Origin of the sequence: Pseudomonas sp. UBA4617, from assembly GCF_002386445.1 — a bacterium.
In the GTDB taxonomy this organism is placed as follows: Bacteria; Pseudomonadota; Gammaproteobacteria; order Pseudomonadales; family Pseudomonadaceae; genus Aquipseudomonas.
The window spans coordinates 26,527-52,286 of record NZ_DGIR01000038.1; the positions used below are offsets into that span (position 1 = coordinate 26,527).

The following is a 25,760-nucleotide window of genomic DNA, read 5'->3' on the forward strand; positions in this document are numbered from 1 at the left end:
AGATTAAGGAGACTGGAGGGGGCCTTACAATCCGATAATCGACTATTTGTGCGATTATCGAACCAATTATTGCATCCCTACCAATCTCTTTTCGTTACCTTTACCGGCGTCCTCGCCTGCACATCAGGTCGCGTCAGCGTGGCTCACCAGCCCTTTCACGATCACCCCCACGGTCGCCAGCCCTGCCGGTACCAGCAGCGCCGTCAGCACCTGCTCGAAACTCCAGCCCAGGCCCAGCAGTGTCGCGCCACTCCAGGCACCGAGAATCGCTCCGAAGCGGCCAATACCCAGCATCCACGATACCCCCGTGGCCCTGCCCTGGGTCGGGTAGAAGCGTGCCGCCAGCGACGGCATGGCCGACTGCGCCCCGTTCACGCACATGCCGGCAACCAGCACCAGCGTGGCCAACAGCGTGATGTTGCCCAGGCTCTGCCCCACGGCGTAGGCGAATACCCCGGCCAGCAGGTAGAAAAGGCCGATCACCTTGTGCGGGTTGAAGCGGTCCATGGCCCAGCCCACGCCAACGGCACTCAGGACGCCACCGAACTGGAACAGCGCGCCGATGAAAGCAGCCTGCTCCATGCTCGCGCCACTGTCGCGCATCAGCGTAGGCAGCCAGCTGGTCAGCAGATAGACGATGACCAGCCCCATGAAATAGGTCAGCCACAACAGCACGGTGCCCAGGCCATAAGTACCGGAGAAGATCACCGCGAACACGTTGCGTGCGGCCACGGCCTTCTGTTCCGGCACACTGAAGCTGCCGGCCTCGGCCACCAACCGCGGCGCGATGGGCGACAGGGCCTTGCGCACCTTGTCGCTGCCACGGTTGCGCACCACCAGGAACCGCGCCGACTCCGGCAGCCAGGCGATCAGTACCAGCGCCAGCAGCAACGGCAGCACGCCACCGATGACCAACAGACTATGCCAGCCGTAGGCCGGGATCATCTTTGCAGAAATGAAGCCGCCGCCAGCCATGCCAAGGTTGAAACCGCAGAACATGCTGGTCACCAGCAGCGACTTGAGCCGCTCGGGGGTGTATTCGGACAGCAGCGTAGTGGCGTTTGGCATGCCTGCACCAAGGCCCAGGCCGGTCAGGAAACGCAGCACCAGCAACTGGTCGACATTGGTGGCATAGGCCGATGCCAGGCTGAAGCCGCCGAACACCAGCACCGCCCCAACCAACACACCCTTGCGGCCAAACCGATCAGCCAGCGGGCCGGAGCCCAGGGCACCGAACACCATGCCGATCAGTGCGGCACTCATGACCGGGCCGAGGCTGGCGCGGTCGATCCCCCACTCCTGCGACAGGGCCGGGGCGATGAAGCCCATGGCGGCGGTGTCGAGGCCATCGAGGAAGACGATCAGGAAGCACAGCAGCACCACGCGCCATTGATAGCGGGACAGCGGCTGCTGATTGATGAACGACTGGACGTCGAGGCTTTTGCCGACGTTGGTTTGCGCTTGGTTCATTATTGTTATCCAGAATGAGGGCACAGCCAGGCCACTGCACGCGGTCAACCGGCACAGGGGGCATCAGTGGGGTGAGAACGGCTCGTGTCAGCCTGGATACAACGGGACTGCGCGCGAGTGCGGCCGCGCCAGCGCAGGGACAGTAGTCATGGTAAGTGCCTCTTGTATTTTTCTTGTTCGGTCAGCGCAGCCGACCGCTGCGAGAGACATTAATCAGCAGGCCGAAGTGAAGCAATTCGCCGCGAACGACACTGTGCGTTTATCGCACAGGAAACGGTTTTGCCTGTTCTCAATTTGAAAGGGGCGGCATGCGCCCCATGACTGCTCAGCCAAACAGCTGATGGCAAAGGTCCCGGCTGGCGGTCAGCAGAATCGGCAGGAAGCGCTGCTCCAACTCGCTGCGCGTCACCCGCCCGACATGCGTACTCACGTTCAACGCCGCCAGCACCTGACCCGAAGCGTCATACACCGGCACAGCAATCGAGCGCAGCCCCTGCTCCAGTTCCTGGTCCACCACGCACCAGCCCTGGGCACGCACCTGCTGGATACAGGCGAACAGCGACTCGGGGTCGTGCAAGGTACGGCTGGTGCGGGCCTTCAGGTCTGCACGCTCCAGGTACTCGCGCAGGCTGGTGTCGTCCATCGCCGCCAGCAGGATACGCCCCATCGACGTGCAATAGGCCGGCAGGCGCCCGCCCACCGACAGGTCGACCGAGATCAGCCGCTCCACCGTGGCTGAACGGGCTATATAAAGAATATCGTCACCCTCGAGGGTGGCCATGTTGGCGGCCTCGTGCAACTGGTCGCTGATACGGTCCAGGTAAGGCTGGGCGGATATCGCCAACGGCGTTGATGACAGGTACGCATGGCCCAGCGTCAAGACTTTGGGCAATAACGAATAGGTGCGCCCGTCGGTAGTGGCATAGCCCAGCTTGATCAGCGTGTGCAGGCAACGGCGCACAGCTGCCCGGGGAATTTCGGTGCGGTGGCTGATCTGGGCGATGGTCAGGTGACGCTTGCGTTCCTGGAAGGCCTGTATCACGGCCAGGCCACGCGCCAGGGAGGTCATGAAGTCCGGATCGCCGGTAAAGGCCTGGATACGCTTGGCCGGCGACGCCACGATCGGCGGTGCCAGCGCTGTCGAGGCAGATCGTTCCTGCTCTGGAATGGCCGGGTCTGGATTGTCGGAATCGTTGGCCAGCTTTTCGTCACTCATTGCATACCTCAAAAAAAACACCCGCTCGTGCGATTATCGAACAAACGGCCGATAATCGCAATTGACCGCTGACACTTTTACTTATACCTTTCTCTCGCCACTTGTGGCTTCTTTGGAGAGACTGGTCAGGTACCCACCGTAGAAGTCCCAGGCAACGGCCTCGCCTTTCAGGCGAGGCCGTTTTTCATTCCACAGCCAGTCGAAAACCTCTATCCGCTCCGGCGACGAACTTTTTCCCGCCTTGCTTTTCGAACTTGCAGGAAGGTACGCACCGTTGTCGGACGCATCGTTACTTGTGTCGGAATATCAGAGCCGGTAAATAACGATGTTCATCTAAATAACGATTGCTATAATCGACCAGGCAGGCCGCGGCGCTGCAGCAGCAACGAGCCTTCAGCCGTATGACGCAGGCTGTACTGCACATGAAACAAACAGTCTTCAAACTTAATTCAGGTAATGCATGTGACGAAAGATGAACTGCGCGCAGAGTTGGAGCGCCAGGCTGAACGTTACAAGGAAGTCTATGGTGGTGAGGTAACTACTTACGCCGCACAACCGGATCCAGAACGCAAACCTTGGCGCAAGCGTGCCAGCGTGCGTGACCAGGCCTTCAGCCAGGAACTGGAGCGTATGGAAAAGGAACTGCGTAGCGACAACGCCTGAAGCCGGAGCTCGCCAGGATCGCCGCCCCGCCTGCCCGGGCGGCCTCGATCTTTACCGCCAGGCCGAAGATGAAATGGAATCACACAAATTTCATACGGCCGTTTGAACGGTAGCGAGGCGACTTTTTAGCCGGATTTTTATCGATTTTCGTCGTGTTTTTCGCGTTTTGGCCGACATTTTCCTGACCGCTGGCACCGCCGTGCACTGCGCTCGGGACGTTGGAAGATTGCCATCGGTCTGTCGCAAATGCATCGATTGCCGCGGTTTTCTGGCATAATCCCGCCCCCCTATGACCGCCAGACAACCTTCATGATCGAATTATTCAGCGGACTGGATGCCTGGGTACTGGTGAGCCTGCTGCTCGCCCTGACCTTCGTACTCGCCTTCGAGTTCATCAATGGCTTTCATGACACCGCCAACGCGGTAGCCACCGTCATCTATACCAAAGCCATGCCGCCGCACCTCGCCGTGTTCTTCTCCGGCGTGTTCAACTTCCTTGGCGTTCTGCTCGGCGGTGTGGGGGTGGCCTATGCCATCGTGCACCTGCTGCCGGTAGAGCTGCTGATCAATGTGAACACCGGACACGGCCTGGCCATGGTCTTCTCGTTGCTGGCTGCGGCCATCACCTGGAACCTCGGCACCTGGTACTTCGGTATCCCGGCCTCCAGCTCGCACACGCTGATCGGCTCCATTCTTGGCGTCGGCCTGGCCAACGCGCTGATCAACGACATCCCGCTGGGCGACGGCGTCAACTGGCAGAAGGCGATCGACATCGCCATGTCGCTGGTGGTCTCGCCAATGGCCGGCTTCGCCGTCGCAGCCCTGGTGCTCATCGGCCTGAAGTGGTGGCGTCCGCTGTCGAAGATGCACAAGACCCCCGAGCAGCGTCGCAAGCTCGACGACAAGAAGCACCCGCCGTTCTGGAACCGCCTGGTACTGGTGGTTTCGGCCATGGGCGTGAGCTTCGTGCACGGTTCCAACGACGGCCAGAAAGGCATTGGCCTGATCATGCTGGTGCTGATCGGTATCGTCCCGGCCAAGTTCGTCCTCGACCTGAACAGCACCACCTACCAGATCGAACGGACCCGCGACGCTACCCTGCACATGAGCCAGTTCTACCAGCGCAACGCCGCTACCCTGGGCGAGTTCCTGGCGCTGGGCAAGGCCAATGCCAGCGACCTGCCGGAGCGGTTCAGCTGCAACCCGAAGCAGACCGAACCGACCATTGCCGCGCTGCAATCTTCGCTGCAAGGCGTAACGGATTACCACAGCCTGGATGCGGAAAAGCGCGTTGAAGTACGTCGCTACCTGCTGTGCCTGGACGACACGGCGAAAAAGGTCGGCAAGCTGCCAGGCCTGGAAGCCCGTGAAAAGGCCGACCTGGAAAAGCTGCGCAAGGACCTGACCGCCACCACCGAATACGCCCCGTTCTGGGTCATCGTTGCCGTCGCCCTGGCCTTGGGCCTGGGCACCATGGTTGGTTGGAAACGCGTGGTACTGACCGTTGGCGAGAAGATCGGCAAGCAGGGCATGACCTATGCCCAGGGCATGTCGGCACAGATCACCGCAGCCTGTGCCATCGGCATGGCCAACGTGTTCGCCCTGCCGGTATCGACCACCCACGTACTGTCGTCCGGCGTAGCCGGCACCATGGTCGCCAACAAGAGCGGCCTGCAAGGCGGCACCGTGAAGACCATCCTGCTGGCCTGGGTACTGACCCTGCCGGCGTCGATGGGCCTGGCGGCTGGCCTGTTCTGGCTGGCGTCGAAAGCCATTGGCTGAGTGACACCGCAATGAAAAAGGCGCCCTTGCAGGCGCCTTTTCAATATCCGCGTGGGTGCGGGTTATCCGCGAAGGCGCCGTTACAGGCAACCTACCTTTTCCTGCCTCCCAGCAACGACCCCATCAGCCCCCGCACCAATTGCCGACCTAACTGGTTGGCCGCCTGGCGCACCGCCGACTTGATCGCCTGCCCCGCCGCACTTTGCAGGAACTCACCGGCCTTGTCGGCAAAACTTTCCTCGTCCGCCTGGGGCTGTGGTGCCGGCTCTACCGGCTCGCCCTTGCGCTGGCTGAGCATTTCATAAGCCGATTCACGGTCCACCGGCTTGTCATACCGCCCTGCCAGCGGGGAGGCAGCAGTCAGCGCACTACGCTCGGCGGCACTCAGCGGCCCGATACGCGACTGCGGTGGTGCAATCAACACGCGCTGCACCATTGCCGGTGTGCCCTTTTCTTCCAGCGTCCCCACCAGCGCCTCGCCAATGCCCAGCTCGGTCAGCACTGCCAGGGTGTCGAACGCCGGATTTGGGCGGAAACCATCTGCCACCGCGCGCAGCGACTTCTGTTCCCTGGCGGTGAACGCCCGCAGGCCATGCTGGATACGCAAGCCCAGTTGCGCCAGCACCGCATCCGGCAAATCCCCTGGCGACTGGGTGACAAAGTACACCCCAACCCCCTTGGAGCGAATCAGCCGCACCACCTGCTCCAGGCGGTCCTGCAACGCCTTGGGCGTATCGTTGAACAGCAAATGCGCTTCATCGAAGAACAACGCCAGCACCGGTTTGTCGGCATCACCGCGCTCGGGCAACTGCTCGAACAGTTCGGCCAGCAACCACAACAGGAAGGTCGCATACACCTTGGGCGCCTCGTGCACCAGGCGGCTGGCGTCCAGCAGGTGGATACGCCCGCGGCCATCCGGGTCCGCTCGCAGCAGGTCCTCGAGCTGCAACGCCGGCTCACCGAACAGCGCCTCGGCGCCCTGCTGTTCCAGCGTAGCCAGCCTGCGCAGCAGTGCCTGGGTGGAAGCCGCAGTCATCAGCGCGCTGTCTTCACCCAGCAGTTGCGGGTTGTCTTTCAGGTGCGTGAGCAGGGCCTTGAGGTCCTTGAGGTCCAGCAGCAGCAAGCCTTCACGGTCAGCCACCTTGAACGCCGCATACAGCGCCGCCTGCTGGCTGTCGCTCAGCTCCAGCAAGTTGCCCAGCAGCAACGGCCCCATCTCGCTGAGGGTGGTGCGCAACGGGTGACCGGACTGCCCGGCGATGTCCCACAGGCTCACCGGGTAGGCTTGCGGCCTGTGGCTTAGCCAGGGCATGCCGGCTATGCGCTCGGCCACCTTGCCCTGCGGCGCACCGGCAGCGCCCAGGCCGCACAGGTCGCCTTTGACATCGGCGGCAAACACCGCCACGCCCGCGTCACTGAATGCCTCCGCCAGGTGCTGCAGGGTGACGGTCTTGCCCGTACCGGTGGCGCCAGCCACCAGGCCATGGCGGTTGGCCAGCCTCATCGCCTGTCCGACTGGCAAGCCATCCGGGCCTGCACCTACAACAATGGTCGAAAATTCCGACATCTCTTTAATCCTCTGCTCAAGCTTTACCTGAATTCGGCCGATACCTGTGGGTGATATTTGCCTTGATAGAGAGGGACAACCGAAAAGGGACTTTTCGGGATCTTGCACGGCTGCGATGCCTTGCGTGCAAACGCCTGATACAAACCTTAGCGGAACCGATTACGCCATGAACAAAAGCCTTCGTTTCAGCCACAAGATTCTCTTGGCCGCATCACTGATCGTGATACTCGCCTTCAGCCTTTTTACGCTCTACAACGATTACCTCCAGCGTAATGCGATCCGCGAAGACCTGGAAAACTATCTGGCAGAAATGGGCGATTCCACTTCGAACAATATTCGCAACCTGTTCGAAGGCCGCATCAAGCTGGTGGAAAACCTGGCACAGAACATAGCCCAGGAGCCGGCCAGCGCCGACACCCTGCTGGGCCAGAACGCGCTGATCTCCAGCTTCCTCACGGTCTACGTTGGCAAGGTCGATGGCGGCTTCAGCGTGCGCCCCGATACCAAGATGCCCGACGGCTACGACCCGCGCACTCGCCCATGGTACAAGGACGGCCTGAATGCCGCCGGCACCATCCTCACCGAGCCGTACATCGACATGGCCACCAACAAGATGGTCATCGGCATCATCAGCAAGGTCGCCGGCAATGTCGGGGTTGTCGGTGGCGACCTGGCCCTCGACGGCCTGGTACAGATCATCAACTCGCTGAACTTCGGCGGCATGGGCTACGCCTTCCTGGTCAACGACCAGGGCAAGATCCTGGTGCACCCGGACAAGGGCCTGGTGATGAAGTCGCTGTCGGACCTGTTCCCGCAGCACACGCCAAAACTGACCGGTGAGCTGACCGAAGTGCAGAGCGATGGCCAGACCCGCCTGCTGACCTTCACCCCGATCACCGGCTTGCCGTCGGCAAACTGGTACATCGGCCTGTCGGTAGACAAGGACAAGGCCTTCGCGATGCTCAGCACCTTCCGCACCTCGGCAGTGATCGCCACGCTGGTGGCGGTGGTGATCATCATCGGCCTGCTCGGCCTGCTGATCCGCGTGCTGATGCAACCGCTGCACACCATGACCCGCGCGATGGAGGACATCGCCGAAGGCGAAGGTGACCTGACCAAGCGCCTGCGTATCCACAACCACGACGAATTCGGCGTCCTGGGCAGCGCATTCAACCGCTTCGTCGAGCGTATCCACAGTTCGATCCGCGAAGTGTCCTCGGCTACCGAGCAGGTCAACGAAGTGGCCCTGCGGGTGATCAGCGCTTCCAACTCGTCCATGACCAACTCCGACGAGCAGGCCAACCGCACCAACAGCGTGGCCGCCGCCATCAACGAACTGGGTGCCGCTGCCCAGGAAATTGCCGGCAACGCGGCCCAGGCTTCGCAGCATGCCAGCTCGGCGCGCCTGCTGGCCGAAGAGGGGCAGCAGGTGGTAGAGCGCAACATTGCGGCAATGAATCGCCTGTCCGACCTGATTGTCACCTCCAGCGCGCACATCGAGACGCTGAACAGCAAGACCGTCAACATCGGCCAGATCCTCGAAGTGATTACCAGCATTTCCCAGCAGACCAACCTGCTGGCACTGAATGCGGCCATCGAAGCGGCCCGTGCCGGTGAGGCCGGACGTGGTTTTGCCGTGGTTGCCGATGAAGTGCGCAACCTGGCGCACCGCACCCAGGAATCGGCGCAGCAGGTGCAGACCATGATCGAAGAACTGCAAGTCGGCGCCCGCGAGTCGGTCGAGACCATGGACCAGAGCCAGCGCCACAGCCAGGACAGCATGCAGATCGCCAACCAGGCCGGCGAACGCCTGGACAGCGTGACCGTGCGCATCGGCGAGATCGACGGCATGAACCAGTCGGTGGCCACCGCCACCGAAGAGCAGACCGCGGTGGTGGAGGCGATCAACATGGACATCAACGAGATCAACATGCTCAACCAGGAGGGCGTGGAGAACCTGCAGGCCACCCTGCGCGCCTGCTCCGACCTGGAACAGCAGGCCAGCCGCCTGAAGCAACTGGTGGGCAGCTTCCGTATCTGATTCCAGACTGCATCTGGCTTCTTCGCGGACATGCCCGCGAAGAAGCCGACACCGCTATTCCGTGTTACCCCCCGCCCAACCCCGATCGAACAAACTATCCTTCTGAAAGGTCAACTTTAAGGCGCGTCATCGCCGGCTTTGTACCGCCGGATGACAGACCCGAAGACGATCCCGGAGGGATGCTGATCGTGCACATCGCCGACATCACCATGTTCTACGCCCCCGCCAGCGGCGGCGTACGTACCTATCTTGATGCCAAACACCACCGCCTCGACGCCATCCACGGCGTGCGCCACAGCCTGCTGATACCCGGCGCCAGCGCACAACATGCCGATGGTATCTACCAGGTGCCTGCACCGCCCCTGCCGTTCGGCAATGGCTACCGCTTCCCGGTGCGCCTGGCCCCTTGGTGCAACGTACTGCGCAAGCTCAAGCCTGACCTGATCGAAGTCGGCGATCCCTACCTGACTGCCTGGGCTGCGCTGGAAGCACGGCGCCAGCTGAATGTGCCGGTAATCGGCTTCTACCATTCCGACCTGCCATTGCTGGTCAGCAACCGCATGGGCAACTGGTTCACACCCAACGTCGAAGCCTATGTCAGCAAGCTGTACGGCAACTTCGACCGGGTCCTGGCCCCTAGCCAGGTCATGGCCGACAAGCTGCGCCGCCTGGGCGTGCGGGACGTGCACGTGCAGCGCCTGGGCGTCGACCTGGGCACCTTCCACCCCAGCCGACGCGACCCGCAGCTGCGTGCCGAACTGGGCATTGCCGATACCAGCCGCCTGCTGATCTATGCCGGCCGTGGCTCGCGGGAGAAGAACCTGCCGGTACTGCTCGACTGCATGCAGCACCTTGGTCGCCCCTACCACCTGTTGCTGGTGGGTTCGAACATGCCGGCCAACGTGCCGCACAATGTCAGCGTGATCAACCACTTCTGCCCTGCCCCGGAAGTCGCCAGGCTGATGGCCAGCGCTGACCTGCTGGTGCATGCCGGCGACCAGGAAACCTTCGGTCTGGTCATACTCGAAGCCATGGCCAGCGCCACGCCGGTGGTGGCCGTACGTGCCGGTGCATTCGGCGAGATCGTCAACGACCACTGCGGGCGCCTGTGCCGACCGAACGATGGCCAGGCCATGGCAAGCGCGGTGCGCGAGGTATTCGAGGCCGGTGTACGCAAACTGGGTGCGCAGGCCCGCCGCCATGTCGAACAGAACTACTCCTGGGACAACGTGGTTGCCGGCCTGCTACAGCACTACCAGGCCGTGCTCGGCCACCAGCCGCAGGCACGCGCCCATGGTTGAGCCATTGCCGGGTGCGCGCAGCCTGATGCTGGTGTTGCACGATGTGGCCCCCGAGACCTGGCCAGACTACCAGCCCTTTGTCCAGGCGGTCGACGCCATGGGCGGCGTGCCCATGACCTGGCTGGTGGTACCGGACTTTCATCAGCGCAACCCACTGCTGCGCTCGCCCGCTTTCTGCCGCCTGCTCGAACGGCGCCTGGCACAGGGCGACGAATTGGCCCTGCACGGCTATTACCATGCCGATGACAGCCCGCCACCGCGTACGCCCCGCGAATACTTCATGCGCCGTATCTATACCCATGAAGGCGAGTTCTACGCGCTCGACCAGCAACAGGCCCTGCAGCGCCTGCAACACGGCCTGGCCGTGTTCGGCCAGCAGGGCTGGCCCGTAGCCGGGTTTGTCGCCCCCGCCTGGCTGATGAGCGAAGGTACACGCCAGGCGTTGCGTCATCTGCCGCTGCGCTACACCAGCACGCCACAGCACCTGTATCGCTTGCCTGAATTCACCGCGGTCGAGGCCCCAGGCCTGGTGTGGAGTGCCCGCAGCGCCTGGCGGCGCGGGCTGTCACGGCTGGTCTGCGACTGGCAATGTCGGCGTTGGCGCAATGCTGAAACCCTGCGCCTTGGCCTGCACCCGGTGGACATGCGTCATCGCAGCTCCCGCGAATACTGGCTGAACACCTTGCGCAAGCTCCTCGCACAGGGCCGCGAACCTCTGACCAAGTCGGCCTGGCTGGACCGCAAGGTCGGCTCATGAACCGCCTGGCATGGCTGGGTCTGGCGCTGCTCGGCGCGGTGCTGGTGCCGGCCTTGCTCGGTGGCAGCGGGCTGCTGCCCCGACTGCAGCGCTTCGACCCCAGCCTGCTACTGACCCTGCTTGGCATGATCCTGCTGTGCTGGGTCATCAACACCGTACGCCTGCGCCTGCTGCTCGGCCAGCAAGGTGCAAGGCTCGGGCGCCTGCGCAGCCTGGGCGTGGTGATGGCTACCGAGTTTGCCATCTGCACCACGCCCGGCGGTAGTGGCGGGCCCTTGACCCTGATGGCGCTGCTGGCGCGCGATCGCATCGGCCCGGCGCGCAGCGGCGCGGTGTTCGCCATGGACCAGTTGAACGACCTGGTGTTCTTCTTCTGCGCCATGCTGGCGATTGCCGGTTACGCCCTGTTCCACAGCCTGGGGCGTAGCCAGCAAGGCATGTTGCTGGGCAGCGCGCTGCTATTGTGCACGGCATTGGCCGCAGTGCTCGGGCTGTTGCGCTACCGCCGCACGGTGATGCGCCTGAATGGCCGCCTGTTGCGCCGCCTGGGCATCAGCCAGCAGCGTAAACGCCGCTGGGCGCGCAAACTGCTGCACTTCATCGATGCACTGGCGCAAACCTGGCGCCTGCCAAAACGCACGCTGATCCTGGTTTTCACCCTGACCTGCGTGCATTGGGGGCTGCGCTACAGCGTGTTGTACCTGGTGTTGCAGGGGCTGGGCGTCAACCTGGCGTGGATACCTAGCTTCCTGGTGCAGATGCTGTCACTCAGTGCCGGCCAGTTCAGCCTGCTGCCGGGCGGTGCCGGTGCCGCCGAGCTGACCTCGGCGAGCCTGTTGACGCCACTGGTGGGCAGTTCGACCGCGGCGGCAGCGATCGTGATATGGCGGGCGGTTACCTACTATTTCTATCTGTTGGCGGGTGGGCCGGTATTTGTGTTTCTGCTGGCGCGGCCGATGCTTGAGCGCTGGCGGCGTCAGGCGGGTTGAGCTGCTGCCAGAGTTCGGCGGCGCCCGGGAACTCGGTACCGTCGGTGTCGGCCAGGGCGGCCGGGTCGTAGCGGGCCAGGCAGCCTTCGCCGAGGGTGGGCGGGGCGGGGGCGGTGGGTTGGTTGCGCTGCTTGGTCATTGCTGTTCCCTTCAGGATTGCCGGGGGCGCCCAGCGCCCCCTCGCGACACAAGGCCGCCCCTACAAGCTATCGCGTTCTGCCATGGCGTCGCGCAGCTCACAGCCAACCCGATCCGTCAGTCGAAGACCACGGTCTTGTTGCCATGCACCAGCACGCGGTCTTCCAGGTGATAGCGCAGGCCACGGGCCAGCACCATCTTCTCCACGTCACGGCCAAAGCGGACCATGTCATCGATGCTGTCGGCATGGCTGACCCGCACCACATCCTGCTCGATGATCGGGCCGGCATCGAGTTCCTCGGTGACGTAGTGGCAGGTCGCGCCGATCAGCTTCACGCCGCGCAGTGCAGCTTGGTGGTAAGGCTTGGCGCCGACGAACGACGGCAGGAAGCTGTGGTGGATGTTGATCACCTTTTCGGCATAGTCCTGGCACAGTTGCGGCGGCAGGATCTGCATGTAACGAGCCAGCACCACCACGTCGGCAGCGTGCTCCTGCACCAGGCGCGACACCTCGGCGAATGCCGGAGCCTTGTCCTTGGGGTCGACCGGTACATGGAAGAACGGAATGCCGTGCCACTCGACCATGCTGCGCAGGTCGTTGTGGTTGGAAATCACGCAAGGGATTTCACAATCCAGTTCATCGGTGTGCCAGCGGTGCAGCAGGTCGGCCAGGCAATGCGATTCGCGGCTGGCCATCAGCACCACGCGTTTTTTTTGCGCCGAGTCGGTAATGCGCCAGGTCATGGAAAACTCTTCGGCAATCGGTGCAAAGGCCTCGCGAAACGCCTCGATACCGAACGGCAGCGATTCGGCGCGAATTTCATGGCGCATGAAGAACCAGCCGCTCTGCTCATCGGAGTGATGGCTGGCTTCGTTGATCCAGCCATTGTACAAGGCCAGGAAATTACTGACTTTCGCCACGATGCCAACACGGTCGGGGCAGGCGATCACCAGACGATAGGTGCGCATGAATGAGACTCCAGAACTTCGCAAAGGCGCTCATTCTAGCGACCCGCCAGCAAAAACGCAGTATTGATCGCAACCGCCCGGGCTCGTGCAGCTCACCTTGTACGGCGCGCGCGGCATCTGGCAGACCGGACAAATGCACGGGTTAAATGTAAATTTTTGTTCACTTGGAGAAATGTTGTCACAGCTTAATTAACAGTTATTCGCCCAATAATATATTTACTTGAGCGTATCGCCTGTCTATTATTGGCCCACACATTTCTGAACACGCATTAAGGAACACTCCATGTCCCTGATCAACGAGTACCGCGCCACCGAAGAGGCCATCAAGGAACTTCAAGCTCGCCTGGCCAATCTGTCGCAGGATGACAAGCTGAAGAAAGAACTGGAGTTCGAAGGCAAATTGCGCAACCTGATGGGCGAATACTCCAAGTCGCTGCGCGACGTGATTGCCCTGCTCGACCCCGATTCGAAACTGAGCAAGGCGCCGCGTGGTGCAGTCAAGCCTACCGCGACCAAGCGTGCGCGCAAGGTCAAGCAATACAAGAACCCTCACAACAATGAAGTGATCGAAACCAAAGGCGGCAACCACAAGACTCTGAAAGAGTGGAAAGCCAAATGGGGTGGCGATGTGGTTGAAAGCTGGGCGACTCTGCTGGACTGATTGTCCGCCTGCACCTGTTGCTTATCGCATCAAGAACGCCGGCTCATTGCCGGCGTTTTTGTTTGCCTGCGTTTCCCTTGGCACTTAGCCAATTGCGAACCGTACCTGCAACTGCCGGGCATGTTCCCGCCAGGCCTCGAGCACGCGCCGCCCCGCCTCGTCAGCGCCCGTCCAGGCCTGCTGGCGCGCCTGTTCAAAGTCGCCAAGGGTATTCGGCGCCCCCCATTTCGGGTCGCTCAGGCGCTGCTGACAGAAGCTGAACCAGCGCTGCCGCTCTTCGCTGCTCAAGGTGTCGGGGAAGTTGCGCGCGCGGTAGCGGAATAACAGTTCCGGCAAGCGCGAGTCGTCGAACATCCAGTGCCCACGGCTCAACTGCGCCGGCTCCAGCGCACGAACTTGCTCGCATAAACGGCGGTCACGGTCCCCGAGAAAACCGTCATACAACTGTTGTTCCGGGTCGTCACTCGGGGCGAAGTCTTCCTTGCCGTAGATGTGTTCCAGCTTGTCTTGCCATTGCGCTTGTTGCCTGGCCAGTTCTTCGCCGCGCACTTGTAACAGCGTCAAGTCCAGGCCCAGTCGTTGTTGATCGACCGGGCGCAATACCGACAGCGGCGCCAATACCGGGCAGCGGTTGATCTGTACCAGTTTCAACGGCACGGGTAGTTCGCCCTCGGCCAGTTGTTCATGGCGGGTATACAAGCGCTGACGCAGAACTTCAGCACTTTCCCGTATTAAAGGTAGGGTTTCCTGGTGCAAGTCGCAAACCACCAGAGCATTGCGATTACGTGGGTGCCACGCCAGTGGCAATACGACACCCAGGTAGTTGCGGGCCGCCGAAAAGCGCCCGGATATATGTACCAGAGGCTGCAGCAAACGGACCTGTTCCATGACTTTATGCTTGCTGCGCAACTGGAACAGCCATTCATACAACTTCGGTTGTTTCTGCCGTATGAGCCGGGCCAGGGCGATGGTTGCCCGTACGTCGGAGAGCGCTTCGTGAGCATGACCGTGGTCGATGCCATTGGCCTTGCTCAGCAATTCCAGGCGCAGGCTGACACGCCCATCCTGTTGCGGCCATTCGATACCGTCAGGGCGCAAGGCGTAGGCCGTGCGCACGATGTCGATAAGGTCCCAGCGGCTATTGCCGCCCTGCCATTCACGGGCATAGGGGTCAAAAAAGTTACGGTACAAGCTGTAGCGGGTCACTTCGTCATCGAAGCGCAAGGTGTTGTATCCCGCACCACAGGTGCCTGGCTGGGCCAGTTGCTCATGCACCCGGGTCATGAACTCGGCTTCGCACAGCCCTTGTTCAGCCAGTTGCCGCGGCGTGATGCCGGTCACCAGGCAGGCAGCGGGATGCGGCAGGATGTCGTCGGAGGGTCGGCAGTAAAGGCTGATCGGCTCGTCGATCTCGTTAAGGTCGAAATCGGTGCGCACGCCGGCCACCTGCAACGGCCGGTCGCAGCGGGGGTTGATGCCAGTGGTTTCGTAGTCGTGCCAGAAAATGCTGGAGGTCACGGGGTCGTCCTGTATCGAGGTCGACCGATTCTAACGCAGCCTCAGACTGAAGCGTCGGCTGGAAGAAAACTGAAAAAGTCGCGCAGCGAACCGACAAATTCGTCGTACTCGCGGGGCACTTGCAACAACATGAAGCCCGAATCGTAGTGGCCGGGGGTCTGGTCTTCGCGACACCACAGGCAACTGGCGGTCAGGTTGACGAACTGATGCCCGCCACCGGTCAACGGCAGGCGCAACTGCAGTTCGTAGTCGGGCCCTACCAGCACAGGCAGTTGGCTGATCAGCATCAGCCCGTCTTCGGAGGCGTTGCCCAACTGGCCGATGGCCTGGCCGGTCAAGCGGTTGTACACCTTGAGGACACAAGGCAGTTGGTGGCGTTCTATGTGGCGCTTGTTGAACATGATCGCAGTGCAATCCGTATCCAGGTGCCAGGAATACGATGAACTGGCGGTTGTTGTAACAGCTGATTTACAGATTAGCGCAGCCCGCGCAGCAAATCGCGTGAAATGAATCACTACCTTGGTGTTAACGCCAAGGGGCGGCCTGCACAGGGCTGGTCACGGCCGCTTCGCCGCGCAGATGGCCCAGTTTTTCCAGGGTCTGCAGGCGCGCCCGGGCGCGATAGGCGTATTCGTTGCCCGGGTATTGCTGGATCAGGTACTGATAGGTCTGCGCAGCATCCACGTACAATGCCTGGCGCTCCAGACACTGGCCACGCAGCAGCGACACTTCGGGGTGGATGAACGGTCGCGCGCGGCTGGTGCGGTCGACCTGCGACAACTCGAGCATGACCCGCTGGCAGTCGCCGCGGTCGTAGGCACGGTAGGCATTGTTCAGGTGGTGGTCCATCGACCAGCGGGTACAGCCGACGACGCTGGCAGCCAGGGCAAAAACGATCAGGGCACGCATGGGGATCTCCTTTGATGGCAAGTATATCGGCCGGGATCGGGTTTTCTTCAGTTGCAGTGGAATCAGCGCCCGTGCCGCTCACGCCTCGATCTGCAGCTTGCAGCTGCCCTACCCCGGAAGTCACAGGTAGTGCAACGGAACAATGACTACAGCGAGATTCAGGAGTAGCCTTTCGCTGCGCTTCACTATAGGAGTCTGTGCATGACCATCCGCCGTACCAAAATCGTCGCCACCCTTGGCCCCGCCAGCAATTCGCCGGAAGTGATCGAACAGCTGATCCTCGCCGGCCTGGACGTGGCACGCCTGAACTTCTCCCACGGCACCCCGGACGAGCACAAGGCCCGCGCCCGCCTGATTCGTGAGATCGCCGCCAAGAACGGCCGCCACGTCGCGCTGCTGGGTGACCTGCAGGGTCCGAAGATCCGCATCGCCAAGTTCGCCAACAAGCGCATCGAATTGAAGATCGGTGACAAGTTCACCTTCTCCACCGCCCACCCGCTGACCGAAGGCAACCAGGACATCGTCGGTATCGACTACCCCGACCTGGTCAAGGACTGCGGCGTCGGTGACGAACTGCTGCTTGACGATGGCCGCGTGGTCATGCGCGTCGAAACCGCCACCGCCGACGCCCTGCACTGCGTGGTGATCATCGGCGGCCCACTGTCGGACCACAAGGGTATCAACCGCAAAGGTGGTGGCCTGACCGCACCGGCCCTGACCGAAAAGGACAAGGCCGACATCAAGCTGGCCGCGGAAATGGACCTCGACTACCTGGCGGTGTCCTTCCCGCGTGACGCCAGCGACATGGAGTATGCGCGCAAGCTGCGTGACGAAGCCGGCGGCAACGCCTGGCTGGTGGCCAAGATCGAACGTGCCGAAGCCGTTGCCGACGACGAGACCCTCGACAAGCTGATCGCCGCCTCCGACGCGGTGATGGTCGCCCGTGGTGACCTGGGCGTGGAAATCGGCGACGCCGAGCTGATCGCCATTCAGAAAAAGATCATCCAGCACGCCCGCCGCAACAACAAAGCGGTGATCGTGGCGACCCAGATGATGGAGTCGATGATCCAGAACCCGATGCCGACCCGTGCCGAAGTGTCCGATGTGGCCAACGCCGTGCTGGACAACACCGACGCAGTCATGCTGTCGGCGGAAAGTGCCGCCGGTGCCTACCCGATCGAAGCCGTCCAGGCCATGGCCCGCATCTGCCTGGGTGCCGAAAAGCACCCGACCAGCCAGAAGTCCAGCCACCGCCTGCACACCACCTTCGAGCGCTGCGACGAAAGCATCGCCCTGGCGGCCATGTACACCGCCAACCACTTTCCCGGCGTGAAGGCGATCATCGCCCTGACTGAAAGTGGCTACACCCCGCTGATCATGTCGCGCCTGCGTTCGCACGTGCCGATCTTCGCCCTGTCGCCGCACCGCGCCACCCAGGCTCGCGCCTCGATGTTCCGTGGTGTGTACCCGATCGCCTTCGACCCGGCCTCGCTGCCGGCCGACAAGGTCAGCCAGGCGGCGGTCGACGAACTGCTCAAGCGTGGCCTGGTGGAACAAGGTGACTGGGTGATCCTGACCAAGGGTGACAGCTACCACACCATCGGTGGCACCAACGGCATGAAGATCCTCCATGTAGGTGATCCGCTGGTCGGTTGATAGCCTTTGCGGCCTCATCGCGACCTGCGGTCGCTCCTACAGGAAATCGCAATCCCCCGTAGGAGCGACCGAAGGTCGCGATGAGGCCAGCACAAGCAGCACATACGCCTCAGGCATGTTCAACAAACACATCAGCAAACACCTGCCCCCGCGGCACCCCGGCAATGAACAGCCGCCGGGCAAAGCGCTCGACACTCGCCGGCGCCCCGCACAGCAGCGCCAGCGTCTGCCGTGATGACGGCCGCAAGCCGGCCAGTACCTCCTCCAGCTGCTCCGCCAGCACCAGCTCGACCTCAACCCCTGGCAACTTCCGCAGCGGCTCCGCCAGATAGTGCCCTGCCTGATCCCGCGCCACATGCAGCAACCGAATCTCGCCCCGATGCCCCTGCCGCAACGCTTCGCGCAGGATGCCCCACAACGGCGCCAGCCCGGTGCCCGCCGCCAGCAACCACAGCGGCCGGTCCTGCCAGTCCGGGTCGTAATGCAAGGCGCCGCCCCGGAATTCCCCCAGGCGCAACACGTCACCCAGCTGCAGGCCGCGGGCCTTGTCACAAAAGGCGCCAGGGCGCTGGCAGTCGATATGGAACTCGAGGAAATCGTCCTCCCCCGGCAGGCTGGCCAGCGAATAGGGCCGCGCGACCGCAGCATGCCACAGCACCACATGCTGCCCGGCCTGGTAACGCAACGCCCGCTCGGGCCGCAAGCGCAAACGCAACACATCGCCGTGCCAATCCAGCGCACAGACCTCGGCCGCTACGCCATCCTGCTGCGGGTCGAACAGCGCCACACGCAGGTCCTCGACCACCTGGCACTGGCACGCCAGGCGCCAACCCTGGGCCTGCTTGTCCAGCGCCAGGGCCTCGGGCCGGGCATCCAGCGGTTGCCCGGCCAGACAATGCACCAGGCACGCATGGCAACTGCCTGCGCGGCAGCTGAAGGGCACATTCGAGCCTGCATCGTTCAGGGCATCGAGCAGGTTACTGCCGGTGGGCACCGTCCAGCGGCGCTCGCCCACACAAAGTTCGGGCATGGTCACAGATCTCCGGGGTAGGCGCACACTTTAAGCCAAGCGCTCATGTGCTGCACGAATGGCAACGTCCCTGGCAGTTTGTTCAATGACTACAAGTCAACTGGCATTACTGACAGTTTACAAGCACTGTTCAAGAGCGATGATGAGGCTGCTGAACAGCGGAGCACTCACGCATGAAGCATTCAACACTACTGGACCCCTCTTATGGCCAGCAAGGAGTTTCCCGCCCCGACAAACGCCTTATTTCAATCAATGCTTCGATAAGAAGCGGTGGAGGTCGAATAGCTGTAGGCCAAGCCAGAATTGATGGTGGCTGGGGCTATGTGGTATTGCGCGTCGATAACGCGGGTAAACTGGATACCGGGTTTGGCGACGGAGGTATGACCATTGGGCGCTTCAAGGCGGGTTTCGATTCGACAGCCGGTAACGTCCATATTTATGACCAGCACATTATTATCACAGGAAGTTACTATGACGAGGCGACGTTGAGCTACATGCCCGCGCTGGCGCGCTTCGACCTGGATGGAAAACCTGACATCGGATTCGGCGATAATGGCAATAAAATCATTGAGTTACCGCAAAAACCGCTACCCTCTAAAGCGCTCCGGTCAGCCAACGACGTTGTCACCAGCAGTACGCTAGGTGAAGGAGGAATTTTCCTCAGCTATCAATACCCTTGGTCACATAGCGTCGTCATGAAACTCGACGTCAACGGCGAATATGACAAGCGTTTCAATGAGACGGGCTATAAGTTTCTGAAACCACTGGAGTCTACCAGTAGCTCAGGCCGTGTGAGATTGATCGTTGATGGCAGAATTTATGTTACCGGGGGCACCACTATCAATGGAAGCTCCGCCTCCTACATAGCCTGCTTGAAAGACACTGGCGAGGAGGAGGAAACGTTCGGCAAAAGGGGCTATCTGCTAACTGAACTGCCAAGCAACCTAATGTTTGCTGACCTGGCGAAATTGGACAACAACGGCAACTTCGTTTGCATCGGTTCCGTGGGCACGAGCGAAGGGTTCATCACAGCGTTCACCCCCGCCGGAGAAAAACTATCTGGTTTCAAAAAGAGTACCACCCGTTTTGGCGACGACGACGGACAGTGGACGGGGGGACATGTTTGTACTTTAACGGGGAAGATCATCGCCATCGGCACGACGTCAGGGGGTGACGAAGCAGATGTGGTGGTGGGGCGCTTTACGCTCGATGGGGCACCTGATACCACATTCGGCGAGCATCAAGGTTGGGGACGGATAGCATTGGGTAACAGTATCGATCTGGCCATGAGCTCCAGCCTCGAAGAGGACGGCAAAACGCTCATCGTGGGCAGCGACTTTGAAAATGACTCACCGCGTCAAGGCTTCTTGCTCCGTTGCATGACAGACAGTTGAGTTTGTGCCCCTTGTGGAAGGGACGACCACGCCATAAGCGTGGTCGCCCCTTTTTCAATCAGGTCATCACGCCTCGTTACATTGCCAATGGTCCAGGGTTGGTAGAAAAAACGCAGAAAGCACCTTGGATCCCCCTCTCTTACCAAGGTCTAGCGGCTGTCCAGGTGTTTCGCCGCCACAGCCGCGCTATACTGCCGCGCCTTTTTGCGTCGGCCATGCCGCCGGCGCGCCTTTGCAAGGCGTTTCGACATGCTGGTCGGCACCGTCGAGCGTCTCTATGAATGTTCCCGTCTTTAAGAGGAGCGCGCTGCATGACCGTGATCAAGCAAGACGACCTGATTCAGAGCGTCGCCGACGCCCTGCAATTCATTTCGTACTACCACCCCGTCGATTTCATCCAGGCCATGCACGAGGCCTATCTGCGTGAAGAATCGCCTGCCGCGCGCGACTCCATCGCCCAGATCCTGATCAACTCGCGCATGTGCGCCACTGGCCACCGCCCGATCTGCCAGGACACCGGTATCGTCACCGTGTTCATCCGCGTGGGCATGGACGTGCGCTGGGACGGCGCCACCATGAGCGTCGACGACATGATCAACGAAGGTGTGCGTCGCGCCTACAACCTGCCTGAAAACGTGCTGCGCGCGTCGATCCTGGCCGACCCGGCCGGTGCCCGCAAGAACACCAAGGACAACACTCCGGCAGTGATCCACTACTCCATCGTCCCCGGCGACAAGGTCGAGGTCGATGTCGCAGCCAAGGGCGGCGGTTCGGAGAACAAGTCGAAGATGGCCATGCTCAACCCGTCCGACTCGATCGTCGACTGGGTGCTGAAGACCGTGCCGACCATGGGCGCTGGCTGGTGCCCGCCGGGCATGCTCGGCATCGGCATCGGCGGTACCGCCGAGAAGGCTGCGGTGATGGCCAAGGAAGTGTTGATGGAGTCCATCGACATCCACGAACTGAAAGCCCGTGGCCCGCAGAACCGTCTGGAAGAAATCCGCCTGGAGCTGTTCGAGAAGGTCAACCAGCTGGGCATCGGTGCCCAGGGCCTGGGTGGCCTGACCACCGTGCTCGACGTCAAGATCATGGATTACCCGACCCACGCCGCTTCGCTGCCGGTGTGCATGATCCCCAACTGCGCCGCCACCCGCCACGCTCATTTCGTGCTCGATGGTTCCGGCCCGGCCGAGCTGGAAGCGCCGTCGCTGGACGCCTACCCGGAAATTGTCTGGGAAGCCGGCCCGAGCGCCCGTCGCGTCAACCTCGACGCCATCACCCCGGAAGAAGTTGCCAGCTGGAAGCCGGGCGAGACCATCCTGCTCAACGGCAAGATGCTCACCGGCCGCGATGCCGCGCACAAGCGCATGGTCGAGATGCTCAACCGTGGCGAAGAGCTGCCGGTAGACCTGAAAGGCCGCTTCATCTACTACGTCGGCCCGGTCGACCCGGTGGGTGACGAAGTGGTAGGCCCAGCCGGCCCGACCACCGCGACCCGCATGGACAAGTTCACCCGCCAGATCCTCGAGCAGACCGGCCTGCTGGGCATGATCGGCAAGTCCGAGCGCGGCCCGGCCGCCATCGAGGCGATCAAGGACAACAAGGCCGTGTACCTGATGGCCGTCGGCGGCGCCGCCTACCTGGTGGCCCAGGCCATCCGCAAGTCGAAGGTCCTGGCCTTCGCCGAGCTGGGCATGGAAGCGATCTACGAGTTCGAGGTCAAGGACATGCCGGTGACCGTCGCCGTGGACAGCAACGGTGAGTCGGTGCATATCACTGGCCCTGCCCTGTGGCAGAGCAAGATTGCCGAGAGCCTGGCAGTCGAAGTGAAGTAAGCCTGATGTAAACGTATCGGCATCCTCGCGGGCTCGCCCGCGAAGATGCCGATACCGTTTTCATAGAATTCTGTCAAATTGCTCCGGCCAGTCCCTGCGGGTAAACACCTGCCCTTCCCGCCTCACCCGCCGCACTTCTTCCAGGTCCACCTCACACAGCAGCCACTGGCTAAGCGCCGGATTCAGTTGCTCACTCAACGCAATCACGCCGTCGCCCGGCAGGCCATGATCCGGTGGCACGAACAACCCGGCCCGGCCGATATTCTCGTCCAGCGCCGGCGACCAGGCCGCCAGCCCGACCGTGGGGCTCTGCAATACTGCAATCTGATTCTCCAGTGCCCGCGCCTGCGCACCAATGCGCACCCGGTGATAGCCCGCCTCGGTGTCGGTACAGCTCGGTGCCAGGATCAGGTCGACCCCTTCCTCGGCCAGGCGCCGGGCCAGCATCGGGAATTCATTGTCATAGCAGATCAGGATACCCAGGCGCCCCAGTTCGGTGTCGAACACCTGTAGCCCCTGGCCTGGGGCGATGTCCCACTGCTCGCGCTCGAAACGGGTCATCATCAGCTTGTCCTGGTAACCGAGCACGCCCTCGGGGCCGAACAGCCAGGCACGGTTGCGGTACTGACCGTCGCCATCCTGCACCGGCAGGCTGCCGGGCTGCAGGTAGATTCCCCAGCGTCGAGCAATGCCCTCACACAGCACCAGCCACGGCTCGACCAGCGGCTGGATACCGGCAATCGAGGCCTTCAGGTCGCCGCGCTGCCCGGCCGGCAACTGCCCGCTGAGCACCAGCCCAGCGTACTCCGGCAACAGCAGCAGGCGCGCGCCAGCCGCCGCGGCCTCGGCGCACAGGCCTTGCAGGTGCGCGGCGTAGGTATCCCAGGTTTCATGTAGCTCAATCGCATACTGGCAGGCCGCCAGGCGGATCATATCGGCAGTTCCTTGAGCCAGAACGACATCAGTTTGTCGGAGCTTTCCGCCTCGTCGAGGTCACGCCAGGCGTAGCGGGTGCGCAGCGACGGGTCGTGCAGGAAGCCACGATTACGCCAGAAGCCATGCAGGGGTTTGTAGTCTGCAGGGCGCCGTGGATGCACGCCGGGCCGCTCCACCGCGCAGAACGCGCAGTAATCGAACTCGGCCAGTTTGTGCGCGTAGGATTCGCGCTCGATGAAAAAGCGCACGCCCAGGCCTTGGCCACGGTACTCCGGCAATACCACCGATTCACCGAAGTAGTAGACGCTGGCCGGGTCGCGCCCCTGGGCCAGGAATGGCTGCTGGAATTCGGCGCCGACGTCCACCAGCGGCAGGCCGGTAGAGGCGCCGACCACCTTGCCGTCGTCCAGCGCCAGCACTACCAGGCTGCGCCCGGACCGGGCATAGGTGGCCAGGTAGTCGGCCTCGTACTCCGGGGTGCCGTCGTAAAGGTAGGGAAACTCGCGAAACACGGTCAGGCGCAGGCGAGCGAGGTCATCGATGTAAGGCGCGATAGCGGCGCCGTGCAACAGGCGTATTTCCATGCTTGGCGGTCGTTTTGTCGTTGTGGATGACGCGCTCGGCTAAGCCGGGCTTGAGGGGAAACCCTATCATCCGTACCCACGACCCGCCTTTTCCCTCAACGACAGGTATTGTTCCATGACCGCTACCGAACTGGTAAATGCGTACTACGCGGCTTTCAACGCCGGCGACATGCCGGCCTTTCTTGCCCTGCTCAGCGAGGACGTGATTCACGACGTCAACCAGGGCGAGCGGCAGATGGGCAAGGCCCGGTTTGCCGCATTCATGGACAAGATGAACCGCTGCTACCGCGAACGCCTGGCCGACATCGTGGTGATGCAGAATGCCGATGGCAGCCGGGCGGCGGCGGAATTCACCGTGCATGGCGAGTACCTGGCCGATGACGAAGGCCTGCCGCCGGCCAACGGCCAGACCTACGTGCTGCCAGCGGGGGCGTTCTTCTACATTCATTGTGGCAAGATTGCCCGGGTGACCAACTACTACAACCTCAATGACTGGATCGAGCAGGTCGGCTGAGGGTCACGGCTCCAGCAGCGGCTATCAGGAAGCCGGGCCCGATCAGGCGATGCGGGTGCCGAGTACCTTGAGAAATGCCGCCAGCCACGCCGGGTGCGCCGGCCAGGCGGGTGCGGTAACCAGGTTACCGTCGACATGCGCCTGGTCTATGGCGATATCGATGAAGGTGCCGCCGGCCAACCGCACCTCCGGTGCACACGCCGGATAAGCGCTGCATTCACGCCCTTCCAGCACACCGGCCGCGGCCAGCAGCTGGGCGCCGTGGCACACCGCGGCGATCGGCTTGCCAGCCTGGTCGAATGCCCGCACCAGCTCAAGCACCCGCTCGTCCAGGCGCAGGTACTCCGGCGCACGGCCACCGGGAATCAGCAACGCGTCATAACCCTCGGGCCGCACCCGCACGAAATCGTGGTTCAGGGCAAAGTTGTGCCCGGGCTTTTCGCTGTAGGTCTGGTCACCCTCGAAATCATGGATGGCCGTGCGCACGGTCTGCCCCGCGACCTTTTCCGGACAAACTGCATGCACCGTATGCCCAAGCATGCCCAAGGCCTGGAATGGCACCATGACCTCGTAATCTTCAACGAAGTCGCCGACCAACATGAGAATCTTCTTAGCCGTCATCGCACCCACTCCTTCAATTGCCTAGAGACAGTCACTGCACGATAGCCGGTCTCAGTCGCGACGGTCGAGCAAGTTGACCACCAGGCGGTCCAACCAGCCCCACAGCCGTTGCTTCACCCGGCGCCAGAGCGGGCGCGCATGCCAATGACTGAGGTCGACCACTTCGCTCAAGGCGAAGTCACGCTCGAAGCTGGCTTGTACGGCAGCCGTCAACGGCGGGTCGAGCGCCTCGATATTGGCCTCGAGGTTGAAGCGCAGGTTCCAATGGTCGAAGTTGCACGAGCCGATACTGACCCAGTCGTCGATCAGGACCATCTTGAGGTGCAGGAAACACGGTTGGTATTCGTAGATGCGCACCCCGGCGCGCAGCAGCCGGGGATAATAACGGTGCCCTGCGTAACGCACCGATGGATGGTCGGTGCGCGGGCCGGTCAGCAGCAGGCGCACATCGACACCCTTGCCAGCGGCTCGGCGCAGCGAGCGGCGCACGCTCCAGGTCGGCAGGAAGTAGGGGGTGGCCAACCACACCCGGCGCTTGCCGCTGTTGATCGCGCGCACCAGCGAATGCAGGATGTCCTGGTGCTGGCGGGCGTCAGCATAGGCCACCCGGCCCATGCCTTGCCCCTGCGCCGGGACCTTGGGCAGGCGTGGCAGGCCAAAGTCCTCGGCGGGACGCCAGGCGGTACGGCGGTTGTTGGCGTGCCACTGGCGGTCGAACAGCAATTGCCAGTCGTTCACCACCGGCCCCTGCATCTGGACCATCACCTCGTGCCATTCACTGGTCGCCTCGCCCGGCGTCCAGAACTCATCGGTGACACCGGTGCCGCCCACCACTGCCCAGCGCTGGTCAACCAGCAGCAGCTTGCGGTGATCGCGGTACAGGTTGCGCAGGCCACGCTTCCAGCGCAGTCGGTTGTACCAGCGCAGGTACACGCCGGCATCCAGCAGGCGCTGGCGCAATGCGCTGTTGAAGGCCAGCGAACCATAGTCGTCGAACAGGCAACGCACCCGCACACCACGAAGCGCCGCCCGTTCAAGCGCCTCGACTACCGTATCCGCGCAGTTGCCGGCCTCGACCAGATACAGTTCCAGGTCGACCTGAAACTCGGCGCGCATGATCGCCAGGAGCATGCGCGGAAAGAACTCGGGCCCGTCAATCAGCAGTTCGAAGTGGTTGCCATCCCGCCAGGGGAAGACTGGCCCGGCCAT

Annotated in this window: 23 protein-coding genes and 1 pseudogene; 12 read left to right on the forward strand and 12 right to left on the reverse strand. The window is 62.3% G+C overall.

The genetic code is table 11. From position 1 onward, the window contains the following. Positions 1 to 123: 123 nt before the first annotated feature. Together B4L76_RS16880 and pcaR are read right to left on the reverse strand one after the other, a co-directional pair. Positions 124 to 1,470 carry an MFS transporter gene (locus B4L76_RS16880; protein ID WP_296234068.1) on the reverse strand — a complete coding sequence of 449 codons (1,347 nt, stop codon included), beginning with the start codon at positions 1,468 to 1,470 and terminating at the stop codon, positions 124 to 126. A 325-nt stretch (positions 1,471 to 1,795) separates the two neighbouring features. Next, complete coding sequence (pcaR, locus tag B4L76_RS16885) at positions 1,796 to 2,686, reverse strand: pca regulon transcriptional regulator PcaR (RefSeq protein WP_296234071.1); 891 nt, start codon at positions 2,684 to 2,686, stop codon at positions 1,796 to 1,798. A gap of 462 nt (positions 2,687 to 3,148) precedes the next feature. On the opposite strand from pcaR, the gene B4L76_RS16890 reads away from it, so the two are divergent. Both B4L76_RS16890 and B4L76_RS16895 read left to right on the forward strand, forming a co-directional pair. Further along, positions 3,149 to 3,349: a hypothetical protein gene (locus B4L76_RS16890; RefSeq protein ID WP_296234072.1), complete on the forward strand. Its 201-nt coding sequence runs from the start codon at positions 3,149 to 3,151 to the stop codon at positions 3,347 to 3,349. Between the two features lie 309 nt (positions 3,350 to 3,658). Continuing rightward, entirely contained in the window at positions 3,659 to 5,131 is a 1,473-nt protein-coding gene (locus B4L76_RS16895) for an inorganic phosphate transporter (protein ID WP_296234075.1), read from the forward strand. Positions 5,132 to 5,222: 91 nt separating this feature from the next. Here the strand turns inward: B4L76_RS16895 and B4L76_RS16900 are convergent, their stop codons facing one another. After that, a complete protein-coding gene (locus B4L76_RS16900) occupies positions 5,223 to 6,698 on the reverse strand; it encodes a helicase HerA-like domain-containing protein (RefSeq protein ID WP_296234077.1) in 1,476 nt (491 codons plus the stop codon). A gap of 166 nt (positions 6,699 to 6,864) precedes the next feature. Here B4L76_RS16900 and B4L76_RS24395 point away from each other — a divergent pair. The 5 genes and pseudogenes from B4L76_RS24395 to B4L76_RS16920 form a co-directional block, all read left to right on the forward strand. Next, a pseudogene (locus B4L76_RS24395) lies at positions 6,865 to 7,881 on the forward strand (cache domain-containing protein); the annotation flags it as partial. Positions 7,882 to 7,974: 93 nt separating this feature from the next. Further along, the gene (locus B4L76_RS24400; protein WP_406822286.1) at positions 7,975 to 8,739 is read left to right on the forward strand and encodes a methyl-accepting chemotaxis protein; all 765 of its coding nucleotides are present in this window, start codon (positions 7,975 to 7,977) and stop codon (positions 8,737 to 8,739) included. A 179-nt stretch (positions 8,740 to 8,918) separates the two neighbouring features. Then, positions 8,919 to 10,040, forward strand: coding sequence for a glycosyltransferase family 4 protein (locus B4L76_RS16910; protein ID WP_296234080.1), 1,122 nt, complete (start codon positions 8,919 to 8,921; stop codon positions 10,038 to 10,040). Beyond that, positions 10,033 to 10,797, forward strand: a complete 765-nt coding sequence (locus B4L76_RS16915) for a polysaccharide deacetylase family protein (RefSeq protein WP_296234081.1) — start codon at positions 10,033 to 10,035, stop codon at positions 10,795 to 10,797. Before B4L76_RS16910 ends, B4L76_RS16915 begins: the two co-directional genes overlap by 8 nt. Further along, the gene (locus B4L76_RS16920; RefSeq protein WP_296234083.1) at positions 10,794 to 11,786 is read left to right on the forward strand and encodes a lysylphosphatidylglycerol synthase transmembrane domain-containing protein; all 993 of its coding nucleotides are present in this window, start codon (positions 10,794 to 10,796) and stop codon (positions 11,784 to 11,786) included. Before B4L76_RS16915 ends, B4L76_RS16920 begins: the two co-directional genes overlap by 4 nt. A gap of 255 nt (positions 11,787 to 12,041) precedes the next feature. Here the strand turns inward: B4L76_RS16920 and purU are convergent, their stop codons facing one another. Further along, on the reverse strand, positions 12,042 to 12,893 hold the full coding sequence (gene purU, locus B4L76_RS16930; RefSeq protein ID WP_023662871.1) for a formyltetrahydrofolate deformylase: 852 nt from the start codon (positions 12,891 to 12,893) through the stop codon (positions 12,042 to 12,044). A gap of 283 nt (positions 12,894 to 13,176) precedes the next feature. Here purU and mvaT point away from each other — a divergent pair, with 283 nt between their 5' ends. After that, positions 13,177 to 13,554 (forward strand): histone-like nucleoid-structuring protein MvaT, encoded by a 378-nt coding sequence (gene mvaT, locus B4L76_RS16935; protein WP_296234086.1) that lies wholly within the window; start codon positions 13,177 to 13,179, stop codon positions 13,552 to 13,554. Between the two features lie 84 nt (positions 13,555 to 13,638). On the opposite strand, the gene sbcB is transcribed toward mvaT, so the two are convergent. The 3 genes from sbcB to B4L76_RS16950 all read right to left on the reverse strand — a co-directional run bounded on the left by sbcB (position 13,639) and on the right by B4L76_RS16950 (position 15,981). Next, the gene (gene sbcB / locus B4L76_RS16940; protein WP_296234087.1) at positions 13,639 to 15,072 is read right to left on the reverse strand and encodes an exodeoxyribonuclease I; all 1,434 of its coding nucleotides are present in this window, start codon (positions 15,070 to 15,072) and stop codon (positions 13,639 to 13,641) included. Between the two features lie 41 nt (positions 15,073 to 15,113). Then, positions 15,114 to 15,473 carry a PilZ domain-containing protein gene (locus B4L76_RS16945; RefSeq protein ID WP_296234088.1) on the reverse strand — a complete coding sequence of 120 codons (360 nt, stop codon included), beginning with the start codon at positions 15,471 to 15,473 and terminating at the stop codon, positions 15,114 to 15,116. 124 nt (positions 15,474 to 15,597) lie between these two features. Next, a complete protein-coding gene (locus tag B4L76_RS16950) occupies positions 15,598 to 15,981 on the reverse strand; it encodes a tetratricopeptide repeat protein (protein ID WP_296234090.1) in 384 nt (127 codons plus the stop codon). Positions 15,982 to 16,182: 201 nt separating this feature from the next. On the opposite strand from B4L76_RS16950, the gene pyk reads away from it, so the two are divergent. Further along, entirely contained in the window at positions 16,183 to 17,637 is a 1,455-nt protein-coding gene (gene pyk, locus B4L76_RS16955; RefSeq protein ID WP_296234092.1) for a pyruvate kinase, read from the forward strand. A gap of 109 nt (positions 17,638 to 17,746) precedes the next feature. Here the strand turns inward: pyk and B4L76_RS16960 are convergent, their stop codons facing one another. Then, a complete protein-coding gene (locus tag B4L76_RS16960; protein WP_296234094.1) occupies positions 17,747 to 18,667 on the reverse strand; it encodes an iron-sulfur-binding ferredoxin reductase in 921 nt (306 codons plus the stop codon). Positions 18,668 to 18,840: 173 nt separating this feature from the next. Here B4L76_RS16960 and B4L76_RS16965 point away from each other — a divergent pair, with 173 nt between their 5' ends. Both B4L76_RS16965 and B4L76_RS16970 read left to right on the forward strand, forming a co-directional pair. Further along, on the forward strand, positions 18,841 to 20,061 hold the full coding sequence (locus B4L76_RS16965) for a hypothetical protein (protein ID WP_296234096.1): 1,221 nt from the start codon (positions 18,841 to 18,843) through the stop codon (positions 20,059 to 20,061). Positions 20,062 to 20,372: 311 nt separating this feature from the next. Next, on the forward strand, positions 20,373 to 21,896 hold the full coding sequence (locus B4L76_RS16970) for a fumarate hydratase (RefSeq protein ID WP_225779118.1): 1,524 nt from the start codon (positions 20,373 to 20,375) through the stop codon (positions 21,894 to 21,896). 60 nt (positions 21,897 to 21,956) lie between these two features. Here the strand turns inward: B4L76_RS16970 and B4L76_RS16975 are convergent, their stop codons facing one another. Continuing rightward, complete coding sequence (locus B4L76_RS16975) at positions 21,957 to 22,829, reverse strand: carbon-nitrogen hydrolase family protein (protein WP_296234097.1); 873 nt, start codon at positions 22,827 to 22,829, stop codon at positions 21,957 to 21,959. Beyond that, positions 22,826 to 23,416 carry a GNAT family N-acetyltransferase gene (locus B4L76_RS16980; protein ID WP_186675096.1) on the reverse strand — a complete coding sequence of 197 codons (591 nt, stop codon included), beginning with the start codon at positions 23,414 to 23,416 and terminating at the stop codon, positions 22,826 to 22,828. Before B4L76_RS16980 ends, B4L76_RS16975 begins: the two co-directional genes overlap by 4 nt. Before the next feature lie 115 nt (positions 23,417 to 23,531). Between B4L76_RS16980 and B4L76_RS16985 the strand changes: the two genes are divergently transcribed. Further along, the gene (locus B4L76_RS16985) at positions 23,532 to 23,930 is read left to right on the forward strand and encodes a nuclear transport factor 2 family protein (RefSeq protein ID WP_296234098.1); all 399 of its coding nucleotides are present in this window, start codon (positions 23,532 to 23,534) and stop codon (positions 23,928 to 23,930) included. A 42-nt stretch (positions 23,931 to 23,972) separates the two neighbouring features. Here the strand turns inward: B4L76_RS16985 and B4L76_RS16990 are convergent, their stop codons facing one another. Then, on the reverse strand, positions 23,973 to 24,551 hold the full coding sequence (locus tag B4L76_RS16990; RefSeq protein WP_296234099.1) for a DJ-1/PfpI family protein: 579 nt from the start codon (positions 24,549 to 24,551) through the stop codon (positions 23,973 to 23,975). 51 nt (positions 24,552 to 24,602) lie between these two features. Further along, positions 24,603 to 25,760, reverse strand: a complete 1,158-nt coding sequence (locus B4L76_RS16995) for a phospholipase D-like domain-containing protein (protein ID WP_296234101.1) — start codon at positions 25,758 to 25,760, stop codon at positions 24,603 to 24,605.